The sequence below is a fragment of the Bacteroidota bacterium genome, from assembly GCA_016718825.1.
Taxonomy (GTDB): domain Bacteria; phylum Bacteroidota; class Bacteroidia; order J057; family JADKCL01; genus JADKCL01.
Map to the genome: position 1 here is coordinate 386281 of JADKCL010000001.1, position 20236 is coordinate 406516.

A 20236-nucleotide genomic window follows, 5' to 3' on the forward strand; every position below is an offset into this window, starting at 1 on the left:
ATTTTACTGGGTTGTGATCGCTTTTCCCTCCAATAACAAGATGGCAGTGCTTTCCATCGCCGGCTCCGACTCCGGAGGTGGCGCTGGCATTCAGGCTGACCTCAAAACTTTTGAGGCGCATCGCGTATTCGGGACCACGGTGATCACCGCGTTGACAGCCCAAAATACCGTAGGTGTGCAAGCGGCCTTTCCGATTCCTGCCGAAATGGTACGCGCCCAATTACGCTCGATTCTGGATGATTTTCCGATCGCCGCCGCCAAAACAGGCATGCTTTATAACATCGAAATCATCGAGGCCGTGGCCGACGCGGTGATCGAAGGCAATTTCAAGTTGGTCGTGGACCCTGTGATTGTCTCGACCTCCGGGGATGCCTTGCTGCAACCTGATGCCTTGCAGACCCTGGTCGATCTGCTTCTTCCCGTGGCGACCATTGTCACTCCCAATTTGCAGGAAGCCGCGATTTTGACAGGAATGGAAGTCAATTCGAAGGAAAGCATGGAAGTTGCCGCCCTCCGAATCGCCAGTCTTTGTCCCGATACTTGGGTGCTGATCAAAGGCGGCCATCTCGGGGAGGGCATGGCAAGTGATTTGCTTTTCAGACTCGACCAAAAGCCGATTTGGCTGGAAGGGGAATACATTCCCACCACAGACACGCACGGGACGGGTTGCACGCTTTCGGCGGCAATCACCGCGAATCTTGCGCTCGGTTTGGCGGTTCCAGGAGGCCGTGGCCGCGGCCAAAATCTACGTCACGGGCGCCATCAGATGGCTTGGTCAGGAATTGGCATGGTCACGGATCGCTCAGGCATCATTATCAAAGTCTTCAATTTGCCCATGAATAGCGTTGAAATACCTACGTCGCCCTGTTGCTGCCATTTGGCTTCGTTTCGGCGCAAACAGGCAAAGAGGACTGCCGCATGACGGCTGATCAGATTTTGCCGATCATCGACCGGTACAATCCATTTTTTACGGACCATACCTGGGAAGATGAAACGAAAACGGAAACGGGACGGTTGGATCCCGCTCGCGTCATCGTAATCAAGCAAAAGGCCTGCCTTCGCCACCACGTGCTGTTTGCCATGCACGTCGATCCCAGCGAAATCGAAGACAACGACCGCTTCTGGATTTCGGAGATGTTGGTCATGCTCAAACGCGTCTATTTCAACGATCCCACCTACCCTGAATACAAGAAAAACTTCGAGAAAGAATACATCCGGCAATTTTTGGCCGCCGGCTTAAACAGCACATTCACCTTTCCGGTCAATGACCGCACCTTCATCTGCCGCATCGACAAAGGCGATTGGGGAGCAAAAGTGAAACTCGAATCCGTGCGGTTCATTCTCAAGGAAAAAGTGCATCAACCCGGCATTGCAAGGGAAAAGGATGACGGTTGGTACATCAACAAAAAAGCACAATAATCATGGACAGGCAACTTTGGATGGTGATTTGCGGGGTAGCAGCGTTGGTGTTGTATTCCTTGTCGTGGATTTTTAAACTTCTAGAATGGCCGGGATCAAACTATGTACGCATTTCGGCATTGATTCCCTTCCTGATCGGCGGATCGATTTGGCTCTATGACTGGTCCCGTAAACGCAAGGCGCAGGGACGCCACAAGAAGCCCACAACTGGTTGGGAAGACATTTTGGACGAGGAGGAAGAGAATTCCTAAGCCGTGAACATCAGTTCAGTAGGCATCAATCAAAATCGGTCGTGAGCTTGAAGCGCAAAACCCTGCGGTTGCCAGCATCCGCCACATAAACGATTTGATTATAGTAGGCTACCGCTGATGGTTGGTTGAACTGTGAAAGTCCGACCCCGCGACCACCAAAAGAAACCCGGATGTTTTTGGTATCGGTGCTGCCAGCAGGTGCCTTGACACCTTCGAGGCCGGTGTTGGTGTCCTTCGGCCTTGGTAGTGTCCCCCGTTGGGAGCTGCTCCACCGAATAATCCGTGCCGCCATCGCTGGCAATCACATTAATGTATTGCACCTTCAGTTGCGCCGTGGTCGACATCGACGTGTAAATGAAGTCCTGCTCGATGCTCACAAACGGAGATTGCGGTGGCTGAACCTTGGTGGTAATGCCTACGGGCGTTTCGAAGTAGTCATTCAGAATCCCCAAGCTGGTATTGACGGAAACCGTGGAGATAAAATCGTCTTCATTCGAAAAGCGCACCACGGCATTGTCGGGACCAAAAACGGGTGAGGTCGCATTGCCACTGCGGGTGATGAAATAGCTGTTGTCGGCTTTGAGGCCGATGCCATTCAGCGAGACCATGTCATCAGTTCCCGGCGCAAATGTGCTTTTGTAATAAAACGGATGGAGCGTCTTGCGAATGATTTCGCCGTTATTGAGCCCATATCCGCCGGAATTGTCGAGATGGATGCGGTAAATCGCCGGCAAGGTCGTGTTCAGGGTGTCAAAAGTGCCCAATGCTACAAGTTCGAGGGAACGGTCCTGCACCAAGGCATGTACGCCCGGCACATTCATGCGGCCCAAAACATTCCCGGATTGGTCAAAGCAGACGATTTCTTCCGCAACATCATCGGCCACATAAATCAGCTCGTCAAAGCCGATCGCAATGTCCACGGGATGCTGAAATCCGCTCCAAACAGGCTGAATCGGCACATAGGCCACCTGCTTGTCGCTGTAAATGGGCACGTCGATGAATTCCGGATCGAGTTTCTTGCCAAAAAATCCCTCGCAGCCGCTGGAAACCAGCGCCATCAACAAGGCAGCCAACATCAGCCGATCAATTTGCAGGTGCTTCTTCATGCTTTTCTTCGCGCTCCATTTTGTTGATGGCAAATGACAAACCAAACCTGTGAATCCAGCCCAAATAACGGGTCGGATCTACCGCGTAATCGATGTGCAACGGATGCTTGCCGATATGCGCCCGCACACCGAGTCCAGCTGTGGGGTACACTTGGTCATCGACATTGATTTTGTAGCCTGCACGCAGGTACAGTAATTTCTTGTATTCAAATTCCAACCCGATGCGGATGTTTTCGGCATTGTCGTTGGGGTGATTGAGCTGAATGATCGCGGTCAAAGACTTGTCTTCCGTCTTCCAAGGAATCATCGACACGCCCAATTTGAACAGCGTCGGCGCAGGATAACTTCCCAATGTCACCGGCTTCGAATTCAACCCATCGGGTTCGTAGTCGCCCTTCAGCTTCGAATTGGTGCCAAAACTCTGCATCGCCACTGCAAAACTCAGGTCTTTGAAGTCCGTGCGGTACATAAACCCAAGATCCACCACGCCTGTATGGGCCATGTATTCAGCGAGTTGCTCATTGACGTACTTGAGGGTGACGCCGTAGCTGAAATAATCCGTGAGCCGTTTGGAATAACTCAAACCCACGGCAGTGTTGCTGGCACTGAAGAATTGCCCTGTACCATCAGGCTGGAATTCGGTGCGGCGCTCCATCATCCCTGTCGTCAGGGATGTGACGCTGAGTCCGAAAACCCCCGCCTTTTTGGTGGGCATCACGCCGGAGAAATACGCCAAATTGATGCCTGCAGGCCAAAACGTGTTGGAGGCAGCCAAGCTGAACTTGTCGACATCGGCAAGTGTGGCAGGATTGGTATTGGTGCTGTAGACATCGCCGGTCACGGCAACATTGGCACTTGCCATGGCCGCAGACCTTGGACTCGGATCAATCTTGAGGAAGGTCAAGGCCGAGATGCCTGCACGTTGGCCACCCAAACGGGGCAAAAGCTGCGCCTGCACGGCAGTTGTCGTGAGCAGGAACAAGCACAGGATATGTAAAATTCTACGCATCAGAGCATGAAGCTTAAGCCCAACATCATTTGGCGAGGAGTAAGGTAACGGGCCGGATCCGTTGGTGGCAAGCCGCGATCTTGTGGATCGGGGTAATTCGGGTCGCGAACCGTGTAGGGCAATGGATCACCGTCGCGGTAAGCCTTGCCGGTCACACCATTGATAATCTGGGAATTTTTGTTGTTGAAAATGTTCCTGATTTCGAAGGAAAGCGAGGCACGTTGCAGATCCTTTTTCCCGAAGCTGAAATCACGGGTGACCTTCAAATCGGTCCAGAACCAAGGCGCAGCGATTTTGCTGTTGGGTTCATCGTCGATGCGCTCGTAAATCGGGCGGCCATTGGCGGCAATCCCCGTTTGCTCAAACGGCGTGTAACGCAAGCCGGATTTGAGGGTGCTCGAAACAAAGACGCGGAAACCATTCAACGAAACCCCGAAAACACGTACAGAGGTATCAGGCTTCAAAATCAAGGAGGCCTTCAAATCAAACGGGCGGTCCCAAGCGAGGAAGTTTTCCTTGCTGGTATTGACAAAGCCCTGCGTTTTGATCTGAAGTGCCGATTCTGCTGCCGAGTTGGACTTTCCGGTCGCAATTTGATAGGTGCCGTTGAAGGTGAAGGTCAGCAATTTTCCGATCCTTTGCTTCACACCGACTTCCAAACCTCTGATACGGGCGTAGTCTTGGTTGATGAAAAATGTCTTGGTCACGAGTCTGCCGGTCTGATCTTTGATCAAGGCTGAGCGGCTGACGATGTAGTCAAATTTGTCGTTGTAGAATGCGGTCACCGTCAGGGCCAGGTTCTTGTTGATCTTGGACTTGATGCCGACTTCGTAAGAAACCGTCACCTCCGGATTCAAATTCGGATTTCCGAGGTTAGAGAGGAAGCTGCGGTCTTGGTAGACCGGATCCAAACCAGCATAGACAAACCTTGGATGCGGCAACTGCATTGCATGGCCGTAGTTGAAATACAGCACGTTGTTTTCGGTGACCGGAAAGGAGATGCGCAGCTTGGGAAGAAGGCGCGCTTTCCAGGCTTTGCCGAGGAAATTGGTGGTGCTTGTCCGGTAAGCTTCCCGCGTCGCATCGGTAACGGGTGCATCCGGATTGTTGACGGCATTGTCGGCAAATTTTCCAGGTGCCCAATAGTCGTAACGCAATCCGAGGAAGCCGATGATGCCTTTGTACTTGATTTCATCCTGCAAGAAGATGCCGCCCTGCGCCGGACGGGCAAGCCAAAGGTCGCTGCTTGCGCCCAAGCTTGTACTTGGCGTATAGGTCGTATCGTTCACGCGAATGGGTGCACCGACCCAAGGGCGGCTCACGTCAATCCACTGGTATTCTTGCTCCTTGTGCTCATGCCCGATCGAGACATAATGCACGCCCTTTTTGCTGGGGTGGGTGAATTTATACTTGAACGTGTATTCCTGCGCATGGTGGTTGTGCCATACCGTGCCGAGGCCTCCGTTGTTGTAGAGGCCGTTGCTTGGGTACACATAGGCAACGGAATCCCCTGGATTGAACACGCTGATCGGATTGGTCACGATGGAGGCTGGATCATACAATTGATCGACCGTGCTGTCGCGGAATGGGCGGCCGTTGGCATCGGCCTGCAAATAGGTGAAGAGACGGCCTGCCGTGATGTCCAATGTCCAGCTCGTATCCAACACGGTCTTGAAATTCAAAATCGTGAGGTTGCTTTGGTGGGTGTACACCGTGGCGTTGTCCAGCATGTCACGGTAGGCAAATGGAAAACCAGGTTGCATGATCGCGTCATTGCCGACCACCTGCAAAGTCCTTGAATTCTGGTTGATGTTGAGCGAATGCTGATTGGTCAAGGAAAACTTCATTCCCGGCCTGACGTTCCAACCCAACTTGACCGTGTTGGCCCAGCTGTTGCTTTGGCGCGGCGACCACATGGAATCGTTCACGCTGAATGCAGAGCTGTGCAACTGATTGGCATAATGCCCAAAGTAGTCGTCGCTCAAATCCATGTCGCCGCTTGCAAAGAAGGTCAATTTCTTCTTGGTGAATGGAATCGGACCGCTGATGGCAAGGCTGCCGACGTCGGTATTCCAGCTCATCGGTCCGTGGACCTTGAAACCCAAGTTGTCGCGCTGCCAACTGCCTTTCACTTGGAGGCGGTCCCCGCCTTCCTTGATTTTGGTATTGATCACGCCAGCGGTACCGTTGCCATATTCGGCATCGCCGCCGCCTGTCACCAAGTCGATTTCCTCCACCGAATTGGAACCCACCGACACGCCCATGCCCGTGCCCGCGAGCGGGTCACGCGCACTCACGCCTTCGACCAGATAACTCGTTTCATACACACGTCCACCACGAATCTGCAAGCCATCCGGAGTTTTGGAAACACCCGCTTGGTTTTCCAGAATCTCGGTTACGTTTCGGTAAGAGGTCTGCTCCAGATATTCGGCGCCGATCTTTGCGCCCGATTTTCCATCGTTTACGTCGATCAAATCCGCCTGACCCACGATCGTGATTCCGTCGATGACATTTCCGGCACCGAGTCCTGCATCGACCGTGGCGATTTCTCCGGCCTTCACGGTGATGCCCGTGAATTTCGTTGCGCCATATTCGTCCATGAAGACCACGACGGTATAGTCGCCCGGCTTCACGTTTTTGATTTCGAAATTGCCTTCGCCGTCGGTCAATGTACCATAGTAGGTACCGTCGACCGTCACCTTCGCAAATGGAAGGCCCTCCTTGGTCGCGGCATCATAGGCCTTTCCTTTGATCGTGCCATCCTGCGCCATCACCGATCCTGCCGATACCATCAGCAACAAAGTCAAGATCAACTGTCCAGCCCAACGTTGCATATCCTTACCAATTGAATTCATTCAGCAAAACCTGGTTAAAGAAATTTTGAAGGGCGACAGGGTCACCAAAGAGTTGATGCAATTCCACAGTGACAAGCACCAAATCGGTATCTCCATTGTTGTTGACGGAGCGTGCACAAACGGCATCCGGACCTACCCATCCGCCGGTGATTGTAAAGTTGCCGGTGTACATGGTCTCCGCAGTTGCCTTTACATACATGGGTGTCGCACGTCCCACGAAAATACTTGCCTCTAGTGTATCATAATTGGCAGCAAAACCTGCCGTCGGCATGACCTTGTTGCCCGTCGGGAGCCTTGCGCTTCCCCCGGAAGTTGAGACGCTGTCGAGCGGGGTGTATTCCTGCAAGACGGAACTGTTGTCGAATGTATTGGGGAAACTGCAGTTGATCAGAATTTTCCCACCTTGATTCAAATACCCCTGAATGGCGCCTGAGGCATTTTCCAACAAGGTCAATCCGGCATCGCTTCCATCGCCATACCAGAAAATGCGCGGGTAGAAATTGATGAACCTGCTGAAAGTCGGGGACCAAAGTCGCGGCACATTGACGCCGTTGGCGACGCGCAGGTCAATGCGGTCTGCATTCGGCTCCACCAAGTCGAGCGATTGTGCATAGACCTCCTCTGGGGAAGGTAGCGATCCACCGGGGTGGGCATCGATGACCAGCAAGTCCGAGCTTTTGCGTTTGACAAAAACGGTTTTGGATGTGTCGACCGTACTTTCGGAGCCTGCAATATCCCTTGCCTTCAGGTAAAAGACATTGTCACCCTCCAACAACAATCCGGAAACATTCCCTGGCAGCACCGTGGCCTCCGCGCCGGAAAGGGCAATCGCATTCGTGGCACCCATCGCAGCTGGATCATTGGGCACCAAAGTGAGCGTGCGCACATCCTTGGCCAAGGCAAACCAATTCCCGCCATTGACCTTGATGAAAACGCTGTCCACATTGTCGGCACCATCGAGGTCATCGACGCTCAAAAACAACGTCGTCACGATGAACGAAGTGTCTGGTAAGCCCTGGATACTGTCAAAAACCGCAGTGGGTGCCGAATTGCGAATAGGTACCAGCAAATAGGCCGGTGAGGGGTCCACATCCCCGAGATTGTCGATCGCCCGAACGTAGAATGTGATGTCGGTCGTATCGGTACCGACCGCAAGGTTGAATTTAAACGTGCTGTCTTGCACGTCCACCAGGGACCAATTGCTCCCATCGAGCGAAATCTCGTAACCGGTCACCCAGCCATCTTCATCCGCCCCAAACCAATTGAGCGTGACTTCGCTGCGCAAACGATCCTCGCCGACAAGCTGGATCGACTCGAGCGAGATATGCGTATCAGGTGCCACATTGGGCAGCTTCTCACCTTTGTTACAGGAGGCAAGCACCAATGTTAGGGCAAACAGGACGAATAGAATGTGTCGCTTCATCTTCATTAAGAAGCAGGCGGACATTCACCGAATGTCCCACCTGCAACAAATTTTCAATGCCCAGTACTACTGGACTTTTTGGATTTTGACAACCTCTACGAGGCCGCTGTTTTCGGAAGTCACTTTCACGAAGTAGTTGCCGGAAGCCAGGTTGGAAATGTCCACCAAGGTTTCGCCGCCTACTGCATCCAAAGCGATGGTCTGCATTGGGCGGCCCATGAGGTCATAGACCGTAGCCGTTGCGCCAGCTTGCAAACCTTCGAAGTCATAAGCCAAACGGAATTGGCCATAAACCGGATTTGGATAAGCCTTGACCGTTGCTTGAACGGTGCCGTCGACAGCTGTGATCATGTTCACGTCGGCATTGTTGCGTGGCAACAACTTGAAGTTGCCAAAGGTGTAGGCCAAGACACCGGTGATGTTGGTTACGACATCGCCATTGAAGACTTGGATCACGGGAACGTTCATGATGCCGTCGGTTGTAGCCCACATCGGATCATTGACATAGGAAACGTTCAACGAGGAGAATGTGCTGTTGGTCACGCGGCCGGTGAGGATACGCGTTCCATCGGTGTTGGTGAATACGTCTTTTCCGACGCGCCATTCGGCAAAGTTGCTCGGTGCATCAGGATTTTGATCGACAACGTACAAAGGCTGACCTGTGGTTGGGTGCTTCAGGTTGAGCAACATACCTTCATAAGGCTCGCTCGTGCCAATGCCCCATGTTGCAAAATTGCTAGGATCTTGATCCAAAGGTGTGATGCTGCCGGTGCCCAAAACCTGCACCGAGCTGATCTGCTCGATACGTGTGAAGTTGAAGCTTTCACGCACGGTACCTGTGACGCGCACTTTCTGACCGATGGTCAAGTTGGCCAATGAAGGGTTGTCGGTCACCATGATGCCTGCCCAAGCAAGCTCATTTTCTTGTTGGATGAAGACGAAGCCCAAGTTGGTGGCTTCAGCCGAAGCAGTCACGACACCATCAACCGTAACGTCCATGCCGACATAGCCGGAAGATGCGCTCGAAAAGGTGCTTGGAACAAACTGCACGTCGACGATGGTGGTGCCATTGTCACGGACAGTGTAGAAATAAGGATCTTGGCCAGAAGGCACGGCACGGTTGTAGCCGGTGTTGCTGGAGTCGTCGGTTGCACCAACATAGTATTTCACAAATGCACCGTCAGCCTGTGCAGGGATGTTGGCAGTCCAAGTACCGTTGGTATTGGTGCCGGTTGCGAGGGTCATCGGTGTGCTGGTGTAGCTGGTGTTACCCACGCCGACAGCGTAGAACAAGTTGGCGCTCGCCACAAATGCAGAGTTGTCGCTGATTTGGGCGGTCACGATCACAGGCTGTGCGCTCGTTGGTGTCACCAAGTTGCGGGTTACCGAGATGATGGATGGTGCGGTCGAATTGGCACCGTAGTCGCTGCGGCGGGTAGGGGAGATTTCGTAACCACGGCCGTTGCCGCCCATGCAGCCGTTGGGGCTGTGTGTGACCACGCCACGGATGTAGCCATAGGTATCGCCTACGTTAGGGGCGAGGAAGTTGCCAGCAGGTGCGCCATTGGGCAAACGCTGGGCAATGAATTTGTCGGTGATGTTGATCTTTTTGCCGGTACCGTCGACGACGGTAAAGCTGATGCGGGTACCGCCGCTGAATGGATCCACCGTGGCTACCGTTACATTCTGGATTTCAATGTATTGACCTTCCCAAGTTTCACCTGTGGTCACTTGCTGTATTTGTGAGTTGTCATTCAAGTCGCCGACGCTCACTACCGTAGGTGCAATCGTGTAGCCGGCGCCCAAAATGGTCACCGGCACGTTGTCCAACGGCACAATTTCAGATTCGCCTGGACCAAACTCAGTCACCACACCCGTCAAACGGATGGAGTCACCTTGCTCCAAGTTGGTCACGCCGATCAAGTTCGGATCAAAAAATCCGATGATATCGAGACCCGAAAAGTCGCCATAACCGTTGCGGATCCAGAATTGGAAGCTGTTGTTGTCGGTCAAGGCAGCCGAGTCAGGCTTCTGTACCAAAGTTCCGACGACCTGCACGGTGTCGCCAACAAGCGGTGAGGCTTCGATGCAAGCCTGTAGGTTCTGTGGAGTAACGGTTTGAATGTCTTGTATCGAAACAATAGGATACTGGGCAAACGCGGTTCCCCCAAAGCAGAGCAGGAGCGCGAAAAGTGGTAAAAGCTTTCTCATATTAATTACGTACTATTTTACGACTACAAATTTCCCTTTGAAGATCTTGCCGGAAGTCTTGTCCTTGACCGAGAACATATAAATGCCTCTAGCAATGATCTGATTGTCTTTTGACAGCAAGTCCCAAGCGTGTTCCCCGCCTGCAAACTTGGTGGTTTCCGTATCGGAGTAGGTTCCAAACCAGCGAATGTCGTCTCCAACATAGGCCTGCTCGTGGTTGAATTGGTCGACCAAGTCGCCTGCGACCGTGTAGATGCGCACTTCGCATTCGCTCGGGAGATTGGCAAACATGATCTTGCGGTCCTCTTCGAATGTGCTTGCACCTTCCCAACCTGCGCCTGCATAGTAGGGATTGGGATAGACGAATGGATCGCCGTTTTCGAAGCCGTCATTGCCCGGCTTGCCGGGGAATGCACGCACCATATTGGCCAACGGGCTCGATTCCAAGGACTCCAGGTTGTTGACTTTGTCGCCTTCGTCAAAGGCGGTAACGGCGATGGCATGTTGCCAGCCATTCTGCACCTTGTCAAATGTGTATTTGTAGTAGTATTTGGTGGTGTCGCCCGTAAATGTCACCGGTGCGCCCAAACGCACGCTCGTGAAGTCGGTGTCGTAAAACAGGGCATTGCCGGGTTTGTCGTAGGAAGCCGACAGTTTCAATTCCTTCGAAATGTCCACAACGTCCTTCACGTCAAACCCAACCGCTGTTTTGTAGATGCGATAGCCTTCAAAGTCAGCCTTGTTGCTGATCGGGTCGATCGAAGCTTCTGAGTTGTTGCTCCAATAAACATCGATCTGATGATTGTTGGGCACAATTTTGATCTTGGGAATCGAAGGCGGCGAAGGCAGGATGAAACGTGTGATCACGCCATTGTTGTCTTTGTCTTCCCCCGGATCCAAGATGCCGTTGAAGTTGCCGTCTTCACCATTGTAAGCACGTTGCGCCCACTGCGCGTTTTGAATCAAATTCGCTTTTTGCTCGTCGGTGTCCTCGGCAATGTAACGCCCGTCTTCGCGGCGCTTGGCGCAGATGATGGCATACGCGAGGTCGATCGACTCACCCGGAGCCAGGGTCGCGTAAGGACCCACGCTCATCAGGTAGGTACGGTTGCTCGCTGCCTTGAGCGAAGGTCGGATCTGCGTTTCCCAGTCCTGCTGCGGGGGGGCGAAATAATTCAACCCGCTGTACATCTTGGCATAGCGGGCATTGTCGTCTTGCGGGAAAAAGTAAATCGGGTCGTTGCTGTTGTTGAATTGCCAGGTGGTATAGTGGCCTCTCAGAAACGGATTCAATTGCGGGTGTTGAAACCCGAATTTGTTTTCGGAGCCCAAAAACTTGGTGCCGATATAGCTTTGGGTGTAGAGTGTATCTCCCTTGGCGTCAAACTCATAGGCGAGATGAAGGGTGTCGATGTAGCCGTTGCCGCCTTTGTTGAAGAATGCGGATCCGCCCGGTTGTGTAATGTTCACATTGCGCACCACTGCATCCGTCCAATAGCCAAGGTAAAGACTGTCGAGGGTGTTGCTGCTGTTGTTGGTGATGCGGAAGTTGAGGATGACGAAGAAGTTGGCGAAGGCGTAGTTCCAGTTGTAGGTTTCCATGTGCACGCTCACGCCCAAGGGGTTGAGGTGATCGAGGATTTGAATGCTGGTTCCCGGAACGAACACCGACGAATCTGAAAAGTCGGCTACAAGATCTTGGTGGGAAATTGCTGCAGGATCATAGTTGGGCGAATCATAGAGCGAAGAGCGCTCCCGCAACGTGGAACCTACTGCTGCCGAAAATTCATAGCCCGATCGGCCGGTGGTATAACCTGTCGACGCATCGACAGCACCTGTGGTCACTGCAACGGTTGAGTTGTTGATGCGTGCCCCGATCCAAAGTCCGCCATCAAACAAGTGCTCGATACCGGTGCCACGCGGATATTCGCAGGATGGAAAGCCTTGGACGTCAAAAGATCCGTTGAAGGAGTTCCCAATGACCCCAAAGTTGTTCACGGTCAGACCAACATTGCCGGCCGACGTAAAATTCTCATCAAATGATGACTGCCCGATCAAGCAACCGACAATGCAAATGCCTGAAAGTGAAAGCAACAGTTTTCTCATGCGGGGTGCAATTTACGAGGATTCGTCCAAAGCCCATGCAGATGGAGATTACTATTTTATAAACTTTACATGCAACCGGGTTTCTTCCGGAATCGGCCCTCAGCAGCAAATCAGGCAGGTTTCGGTTTCCATCGGCTCGGTTTTCTCAAACATTTGCAGCCAAAGTGGAAAATCATTGCCGATTCTGCTGCACATTTCCACGCCGAAACCAGAAAAACAAGGCCAATCCGACACCAAACAAGGCAGCCGCAGCGCTTGCAAGCTCCACTTTTGCCGCGAGGCCATTCAGCACAAAGACGCCGGAGATCACCACGTAAACCAAGGGCGTAATGGGATATCCCGGAACCTTAAATCCTTCGAATTTCCGACCTGCTTTTTTGTCGCGCCAACGGAAAATGTACACCGCCGCTGCAGCCATCACCAAAAACACCGCCTCGGTATAGGTCACGTAGTCCACGAGGTTGCCAAACGTGCCCCAAAGAAACAGCAAAATGATGGCCCAGCCGCTTTGGACCCCGATGGCAAATGCCGGGGTTCCCGTCTTCGGATGAATCTTGGCCAGGGCCGGAAAGAAGATTCCATCCGCTGCCATCGCGAAATAGATGCGCGGTGCACTCATCGTGTAGATCAAAATCGATCCCGCGACGGAAATACAAACCAATCCAGCGAGCAATTTTCCACCGACTTCGCCAAACACGACGGTCATCATGTCTGCCGCCACGCCCTTGGAGGCGATGATGTCTTGCAGCGGCAAAGCCCGCAAATAGGCCCAATTGACCATGACGTAGGCCGCCATCACGCCCAATACGCCCAGGAGCATGGCACCGCCCATACGCTTTCGTGCATCGCCCATTTCTCCGGAAAGGTAGGTCAAGTGATGCCATCCGCCATACGACCAGTACACCCCGACCAATCCCAACAACATCGGACTCAGCGAATCCCAGCCCAATTCGGGCCAGGACCAATCGACTGCCACGGGCGTACGCACGAAGGCCAATCCGGCGACAATCAGGCCGACAATCCCCATCACTTTTAATGCGGTTACCAAACCCGCAATCTGCCTTCCCAAGCTGAATCCGCCGATATTGACGGCCGTGCAGGCCACGATCAGCCCTACGGCCACCATTTTCTGCGCCGCATCCTCCATCGGGAAAAACACGCTCAGAAAACTTGAAAATACCAGCCCCAAGCCGGCAATCGCCCCGCTCGTGACGGCCATGAGCACCACCCAGCCAAATAAAAATGCCGCCAAACTGCCGTAGGCTTCTTTCAGGTACACATACACACCGCCCGCCTGCGGAAACCGCGCGGCCAATTCGCCGTAACTCAAAGCCCCCGACAAGGTGATCAATCCGCCGAGAATCCAGACGGGAAGCAACATGCCGGCATGGGGGATCGCCTTGGCAACGCCCGTAGGATTGATAAATATCCCCGAACCGATACAACTGCCCATGACGAGCAGCACCAGCAGGTAAAAACGTGTTTGTTTCGGGGATCCGGACATCTCTACTTTTCGGAAGTTTTCTAATCGCAACGCAACACCGCCCTCGACGACTGCCAAGGGCGGTACAAAATCCGAAAAAACTTTTGATTTCCGCAGGAATCCCGAGACGGTCCTCAATGGAAACGTCCTTGGATGGAAGAACTTCCGCCCAAAATACTATTGAACGACCAAGCGCGCAGTCTTGGCCAATCCGTCATCGGTGACGCGCACGAGGTAATTTCCTTGCGCAAGTTCCTCGATTTCAAGCTCATAGCCTGCGCCAGAAACTTGTGTCCGAACCGAGGCCACACGTCCCAGCAAGTCCACAACCTCGACCGTGGCATCCTCCAGGAATTGACCAAAGACCAATTTCACGCGACCATTCGCTGGATTGGGTTGCAAGCGCAAGGTCCATGGCGTAAGGCCTTCCTCGGCGGCGATCGGCACCACAATCGCATAACGGAGGAGCAAAATCGTAGCGGGCGGCAGAATGAATTCCCCATTTCCATTGCGGGAAACCGGGGCCGTCAAAATATCCTCCGCGACTTGATTGGCTGCATACAAGAGCGTAGAATCGACCAAGGTATAGCCACTGAGGCCATTCACGGCATAGTTGAGGGTATTGACCGTGTCGCGGTTGATGGCCACGAGGCAAACCGTATCCTTGGCTGCATTGGCAAAGGCGGAAGCTCGCAATGAATACGGAACGCCATCGAATGCCGGCGGCGAGGTAGTCACCACATCGACGACATTGGGCAGAAAATAGGGCGTGAGGATCTTGTACATCTCCGCGACCGGCATGACGGTGTAGTTGCCCGGCGAATTTAACCTGACGGGTCTCCAAACAGCTTGGACGTTGCCAAAGGTCCAGTGGTTGGCGCGCTCGATCTCGTCGAGCTGACTCAACAGCAACAGGGCATCGGTGGTAAAGGAGGCACCTTTCCAGGCCATGGCCGATTGGATGTTGGGGGCGTTTACATTGGTAATCGCATGGCTAAAATCTCCAAGGATGACTTTCAGCCCGACCACGCGGGCGGAATCCAAAAGACTTTTTAATTGGTTTTCGACGGCGGTCAAGTTGGTGCCGGGTTGAAAAAAGTGGGGCGAAACGCCGTAGATGGGCACCTGTTGCCGCACGAGGCGCCGCGACATCTTGTTCCAGGCCGAGTTGGCAGCCCCCAATGTCGGCAAGGTGATATGAATGGAAGGGTCACGTGCGATCATGCTGTCCACAATCGGCTTGACCAGTTGCCAGTAGCCCGCCGTGTCTTGGTTAAATTCGTTGTCGGTCCAAGGCTCGTTGCCGATGTTCCATGTGCGGATGCCATAAGGCGCGTAGTGGCCGTTGGAGTCGCGCTTGGCCGCCCAGTCGATGCCGCCTCCCCAATTGGTGCCGTCGGCCGGACCGTTGGCATACTCCACCCAATCGGCTGCAGATTTGGCTGGAAAGGGAATGCGCTGACGGTTTTGCTCGACCGAATCGTAGGTCACCAACGTGTCGTAGATGCCGACCATGATCTGCACGTCTTCGCCCGTCAAGCCCTTGCCTTCGACATAGGCCATGAACTCGTCAAAGCCAAAATCCATCGGCTGCGTCGGACCCAATGGTCCCAAGATGTTTTGATTGGGCCGTGGTCCTGGACCGATCGCCTTTTGCCATTGAAAACCGACCATCATCGCATTTCCGGGTAGCGGATGCCATTGATCGGGAAGTCAGCAAATTTTGTGTCGAGGTCGGAAAGCAGGTTCCCGGCAGTGTCAAAATAGCCGACCGGGTCAGTAGTTCCCATCATTCCTGTGCGGCCATCGAAGGTCACGCCCAGCAAAGCTTTCGCATGTCGTTGATGCACCACCGCCGTGTCCACCGTCGAAATGGCGTTTTGTGCGGCGAGTTGGAAGGAAAAAAATGCAAGCAGGAGCAAGAAAAATGTCTTTTGAATCGTGTACATCATGGGATGACCAAAGTTTTTGCAAGAAGATCTGCGCCTGATTCCCGGGAACAGGCAAATTCAATTTCAGCAACAACCAATTTTGTTGCTCGGGATTCTTAGAATTCGGTTGATTTCATTATTCCCCTGTTTTGTTCGTTTATTTGAAGCTGCGGAAACACCCGCAAAACGCATGGCCCAAATTTCAATTGCAACGTTTTCCCGCCGCCTTCCGGACCTTGGCTTGGTCGTGGCGGGGACGGTTTTGCTGTGTTTGGCTGCGTTTTGGAACGGTTTTCCGCTGGTCTATTCCGATACGGGCGCTTATCTGGCGTCGGCATTCGAAGGGAAAGTTCCGCTTGCAAGACCGATTGGTTATGGCTTGTTCATAAGGTACACCGCGCTGGGCGGGAACATTTGGCTGCCGCTGATCGCCCAATCGCTCCTCTTTTCCTGGTTGCTGCTGCGCACGGTTCGGGTTCTGTTGCCTTCGAATGCGCGACTGGGTTATGCGGTTGCCTTGACCGTCATCGTCGGACTGACCGGCATGGGTTGGTATGCCAGCCAATTGATGCCCGACGTGTTTGTTGGCTTGGTCGTTTTGGGATTTTTTCTCCTGCTGTTTGATCGCGAATTGGGCCTTGCCGGCAAGTTGGCGGTTGCATTTTCCCTGTTTCTGTTTTGCTTCAGCCATTACAGCCACGCGGCCTTGCTGCTCGGTCTCGTTGGAGCGATTACAACATGGGCCTTCGTGCAAAAACTGCGCAAACGAAAAATGCCTTTCGGATTTGGAAGCATCGTCTGGGCATTGCTGCCAGCCGCATTCGCAGTCCTCTCCTTTTATTATGTGAATTACAACAACGGCTTTGGTTGGCGGATGACGCGTTCCTCGCATATTTTCACCATGGCCCGCCTCTCGGAAACAGGATTGTTGCGTGACTATTTGCACGAAACCTGTGCGGAAAAACAATGGCCGCTTTGTCCCTACGCAGATTCGCTACCCGCCACTGCCGCCGAATTCATCTGGGAAGACGATTCGCCCTTCAAAAAAACAGGCTATTGGGAAAATTCACGAGAAGGCTACGATTCCTTGTTGAATGACTTCTTCAGCCGGGGAAAGTACCTCAAGGGCTATGCAAAGGAGGCCACCAAAGCCGGCTATGCCCAAATGTTTGCCCTTTCCGTCGGCGAAGGAATCACACCCTACAACGAATCCAGTTCTCCCTACAAGTTTTTTGAACGAGCCAAGCCCGAGGATGTGCCCGCCTATCTCGCTTCGAAGCAATTTGAGCGGGAATTTTCCTTCGAATGGGAAATCAAAGCGCTTTGGGCAACGATGATTTTGTCTTTGCTGGTCATTCTGGGAATTCTGATCCTCAAAGGCCGCGCCATCTCAGCCAATTTGATCTGGTTTGCTGCCATTTCCTGCTTGAGTTATGCGGCGAATGCAGTTTTGACCGGCGCCTTGGCCAATGTCTATTCACGTCTCCAATCCCGGATCGCCTGGCTGATTCCTTTGGTGGCTTGTATGCTGATCGTTTCGCTCCTTCGAAAACCGCAAAAATCAAGTCAGAACTGACCTTTCTGCGGGTCCTCGACCTAAAACATTCCTCAATCCCCGCTCACCAATCCAAATCCATCGCCTTTGCGTTTGACCCTGTACACCGCTTTTCCCTCAGCAATCACTTCTCCCGTGGATTCGTGAAAAGCCTTCATGCGCGTCACGATGATCGCGCTGCCGCTGCGCACGATTTCGCCTTCGGCAATCACGTTGTCGGGTTTGGCCGGTTCCAAATAATCCACCCGGATGTCGATCGAAGAGATCATGTCGTCAGGGCCGGTAAGTGTGGTGATGGCAGCGGCACCGCCCGCTGAGTCCAAAAGACAGGCGATAATGCCGCCGTGCATCCGGTTGCTCCGCGGATCGCCCTCCAATTCGGGGCGGTAAGGCAGGTACAACTGCGCCCAACCCGGCTTGACGTCGCGCAGGCTGATGCCGAGGAACTTGTGAACGGGGATCATCTCATCGATGACCTGCGCCATGATTTTTTTCAGGTGTTCTTCCATGCAAGGGCAGGGTTTGAAAAAGTAACATGTAAAAGGCAAGCATGTCTTCGCAGGCTGCCACCGAAATCCGTTCGTTGGTGTTGTGAATGCGCCCGCCCTCGTCTTTGTGCACACAAAACGGGGAAAACCGGAAGAGATTTTCGCTCAAGGGGATGAAGTGTTTGCTGTCCGTGCCCGCGGGCATGAGCGCGGGCGACAAAATTGCCGTCGGATAGATATCGGTGATCGTTTCGCCGAGCATGGCAAACTCTTGACTTTGGTGACTCGTGACCGGCGAGGGCTCGGTCGGATCCTCCATCACGGTGATTTCGACGCCGGGATCGTTGATCGTCTTACGGATATGCTCCACCACGGAGGCGATGCTGTCGCCGGGCATGATGCGCACATTCAAAACCACCGTCGCCTCCTTGGGCAAAACATTCGATTTGAGTCCGCCGTTGATGATCGTCGGCGAAATTTTGGTGCGGATGATGGCATCGGTCAGTGGATCCTTGGCAAGCGCATGAAGAATCTGCTTGCGCAGCAAGCGGGCATTCTTCATGGCAAACTGCGTTTTTTTGTCCATCAACGGCGACACGTTGCGCAGGCTTTCCATGACCAAGGGCAACAGCCGCTCTTCCATCGGATTTTTTGCCAACCGGTCCAAGGCCATGGCGAGTTTGCCGATCACGGTCTCAAACGGCGGCGTCGCCGAATGCCCGCCATTTCCCAGAACTTTGAGTTGGATGTTGGCATGGCCTTTTTCGGCCATTGCGACCAAGGCGATCGGTGGATCCGTTTCTTTGAATGCCCCTTTGATCACGCCCAATCCCTCGTCGAGCACCCAGTCCAGCCGGATGTTCTCTGCCCCTAACCGACGCGCAATCCGGGAGGCACCTTGATTGCCGCCCACTTCTTCGTCATGTCCAAAGGCAAAGTAAATTGTCGACTCGGGCCGAAATCCCGCAGCGATCAGCCGCTCGGCAGCCTCCAATTGGCAGACGATGAGACTTTTTGTATCAAGTGCGCCGCGTCCCCAGATATAGCCGTCGGCAATTTCGCCCGAAAATGGCGGGTAGGTCCAGCCTTCGCCGTTTTCGCTCTCGACGGGGACCACATCTTGGTGGGCATAAAACATGACAGGAAGATTTTCCGGCTTGCGGCCTTCCCAACGAAACAAGAGGGAATGGCCCCCGATCACCTCGGGTTTGCATTCGGCGTTGACCTTTGGAAATGCTACACGCAAGAAATTGGCCAGCGCATCAAAGGCTTTCCAATCTGTTTTCAGGGAATCGGTATAGGAAATCGTCGGAAATCGCAGTGAAATCGCGATTTTTTCGTGAAGGGCAAGGCTGTCTTCACCGCCGGCACGCAAGAAAAGGGGGGCAAAAGCAAGCACCACGGCAAGGGTTGCCGTCCAATGCCTAGCCTTCCACATGATAAGATTTGAGTTCCAGGCAGACTTCGCCCTTTTCGTATTTCACCAATCCAACGCCCTTTGCAAAGTACTGATACTGAACTTCAGTGGTCATCGTCTCCTCGTTGACGTGGTAACTTTCGACCCTGATTTTCATACAATCCTTGAATGTGCCAGCCGGTACCACCACATCTACCTTTTGCTCGGTGGTGAAAACGGAAAAATGGTTTCCAGCCTTCCAAATCGCATAAAGCACATCTCCAGGCTGACTTGCATTGTTGTAAATCAGCTGAAACGAGCGCGGATTGTCAGGATCGACCGAATGCAATTCCCTTTCGTTTCCGGCAATGACGGTCGACAAAAACGACTTGTCTTTGCAGAAATAAGTGCTGTCCAGCGCTTCGTTGTAGTAGGAGCCGCTGATTTCCGGATTTTCGAGGAAGTAATAATCCAGGCCATTGACCTCGATTTTGCGCACGTTGTAGCGGTAGGTATCGTGCTTGGTTCCACTGGATTTGTATTCGTAGGCGGAACCCTCGACGAGTGGAAAATGGTCGTCTTTCAGCGATGGCGCGGCTTCGGAATTGGCAGGATTGGGTTTGCGGCGACCGTTGGTGGCTTCGTAGTACTCTACTTCGGACTTTTTGCCATCGTTGCGGTCAAAAGCTACGGCATAAAGAAAGCCACGGGAGGCGTGCATGGCCAAAGTTGCCATGGCGACTGCCATTTCTTCCCAATCTTGCTCGCCAGCGATGGCGTCGATGTCCAGAAGCATGACACCTTCGCTACGGAAGCTGTCTTGCAGACCCATTGCATCTGCGCCGCTTGCCTCAGATTGATTTTCGGCCATGGCACGCTCAAGGGCAGCTTGGTCCCTGAATTGAAAAATGCCTTTGTATGTCTGCCTGAAGCCCATTCTGATTCAAATTTTACGTTTTTCGCCTCCTGCAAATACCACACGGAAACTCGAAGCTAAATTGAG

The 20236-nt window shown here is 53.2% G+C and carries 16 protein-coding genes; 4 read left to right on the forward strand and 12 right to left on the reverse strand.

Annotation, left to right across the window (positions count from 1 at the left end):
• Positions 1-40 precede the first annotated feature (40 nt).
• Genes thiD through IPN95_01650 form a run of 3 tightly spaced genes read left to right on the forward strand, consistent with a single transcriptional unit; the run spans position 41 to position 1670 of the window.
• On the forward strand, positions 41-922 hold the full coding sequence (gene thiD, locus IPN95_01640; GenBank protein MBK9448122.1) for a bifunctional hydroxymethylpyrimidine kinase/phosphomethylpyrimidine kinase: 882 nt from the start codon (positions 41-43) through the stop codon (positions 920-922).
• The gene (locus IPN95_01645) at positions 919-1419 is read left to right on the forward strand and encodes a hypothetical protein (GenBank protein MBK9448123.1); all 501 of its coding nucleotides are present in this window, start codon (positions 919-921) and stop codon (positions 1417-1419) included. The genes thiD and IPN95_01645 overlap by 4 nt, the downstream gene beginning before the upstream one ends.
• A 2-nt stretch (positions 1420-1421) precedes the next feature.
• Positions 1422-1670 (forward strand): hypothetical protein, encoded by a 249-nt coding sequence (locus IPN95_01650; GenBank protein MBK9448124.1) that lies wholly within the window; start codon positions 1422-1424, stop codon positions 1668-1670.
• 98 nt (positions 1671-1768) lie between these two features.
• On the opposite strand, the gene IPN95_01655 is transcribed toward IPN95_01650, so the two are convergent.
• The 9 genes from IPN95_01655 to IPN95_01695 form a co-directional block, all read right to left on the reverse strand.
• Entirely contained in the window at positions 1769-2776 is a 1008-nt protein-coding gene (locus IPN95_01655; protein ID MBK9448125.1) for a hypothetical protein, read from the reverse strand.
• Complete coding sequence (locus tag IPN95_01660) at positions 2754-3785, reverse strand: PorV/PorQ family protein (protein MBK9448126.1); 1032 nt, start codon at positions 3783-3785, stop codon at positions 2754-2756. Before IPN95_01660 ends, IPN95_01655 begins: the two co-directional genes overlap by 23 nt.
• Positions 3785-6640 (reverse strand): TonB-dependent receptor, encoded by a 2856-nt coding sequence (locus IPN95_01665; protein MBK9448127.1) that lies wholly within the window; start codon positions 6638-6640, stop codon positions 3785-3787. Before IPN95_01665 ends, IPN95_01660 begins: the two co-directional genes overlap by 1 nt.
• Positions 6624-8063 (reverse strand): hypothetical protein, encoded by a 1440-nt coding sequence (locus IPN95_01670; protein MBK9448128.1) that lies wholly within the window; start codon positions 8061-8063, stop codon positions 6624-6626. The genes IPN95_01665 and IPN95_01670 overlap by 17 nt, the downstream gene beginning before the upstream one ends.
• 66 nt (positions 8064-8129) lie before the next feature.
• A complete protein-coding gene (locus IPN95_01675) occupies positions 8130-10274 on the reverse strand; it encodes a T9SS type A sorting domain-containing protein (protein ID MBK9448129.1) in 2145 nt (714 codons plus the stop codon).
• A gap of 12 nt (positions 10275-10286) precedes the next feature.
• The gene (locus IPN95_01680) at positions 10287-12380 is read right to left on the reverse strand and encodes a hypothetical protein (protein MBK9448130.1); all 2094 of its coding nucleotides are present in this window, start codon (positions 12378-12380) and stop codon (positions 10287-10289) included.
• Between the two features lie 172 nt (positions 12381-12552).
• Positions 12553-13884, reverse strand: a complete 1332-nt coding sequence (locus tag IPN95_01685) for an amino acid permease (GenBank protein MBK9448131.1) — start codon at positions 13882-13884, stop codon at positions 12553-12555.
• Between the two features lie 156 nt (positions 13885-14040).
• A complete protein-coding gene (locus IPN95_01690; protein MBK9448132.1) occupies positions 14041-15540 on the reverse strand; it encodes a T9SS type A sorting domain-containing protein in 1500 nt (499 codons plus the stop codon).
• Entirely contained in the window at positions 15537-15815 is a 279-nt protein-coding gene (locus IPN95_01695) for a hypothetical protein (GenBank protein ID MBK9448133.1), read from the reverse strand. Before IPN95_01695 ends, IPN95_01690 begins: the two co-directional genes overlap by 4 nt.
• Before the next feature lie 169 nt (positions 15816-15984).
• Between IPN95_01695 and IPN95_01700 the strand changes: the two genes are divergently transcribed.
• Positions 15985-17370 carry a hypothetical protein gene (locus IPN95_01700; GenBank protein ID MBK9448134.1) on the forward strand — a complete coding sequence of 462 codons (1386 nt, stop codon included), beginning with the start codon at positions 15985-15987 and terminating at the stop codon, positions 17368-17370.
• 32 nt (positions 17371-17402) lie between these two features.
• On the opposite strand, the gene IPN95_01705 is transcribed toward IPN95_01700, so the two are convergent.
• Genes IPN95_01705 through IPN95_01715 form a run of 3 tightly spaced genes read right to left on the reverse strand, consistent with a single transcriptional unit; the run spans position 17403 to position 20170 of the window.
• Positions 17403-17858: a hotdog fold thioesterase gene (locus tag IPN95_01705; GenBank protein MBK9448135.1), complete on the reverse strand. Its 456-nt coding sequence runs from the start codon at positions 17856-17858 to the stop codon at positions 17403-17405.
• Entirely contained in the window at positions 17815-19275 is a 1461-nt protein-coding gene (locus tag IPN95_01710) for a M20/M25/M40 family metallo-hydrolase (protein ID MBK9448136.1), read from the reverse strand. The genes IPN95_01705 and IPN95_01710 overlap by 44 nt, the downstream gene beginning before the upstream one ends.
• Entirely contained in the window at positions 19262-20170 is a 909-nt protein-coding gene (locus tag IPN95_01715) for a hypothetical protein (protein ID MBK9448137.1), read from the reverse strand. Before IPN95_01715 ends, IPN95_01710 begins: the two co-directional genes overlap by 14 nt.
• Positions 20171-20236: the final 66 nt, after the last annotated feature.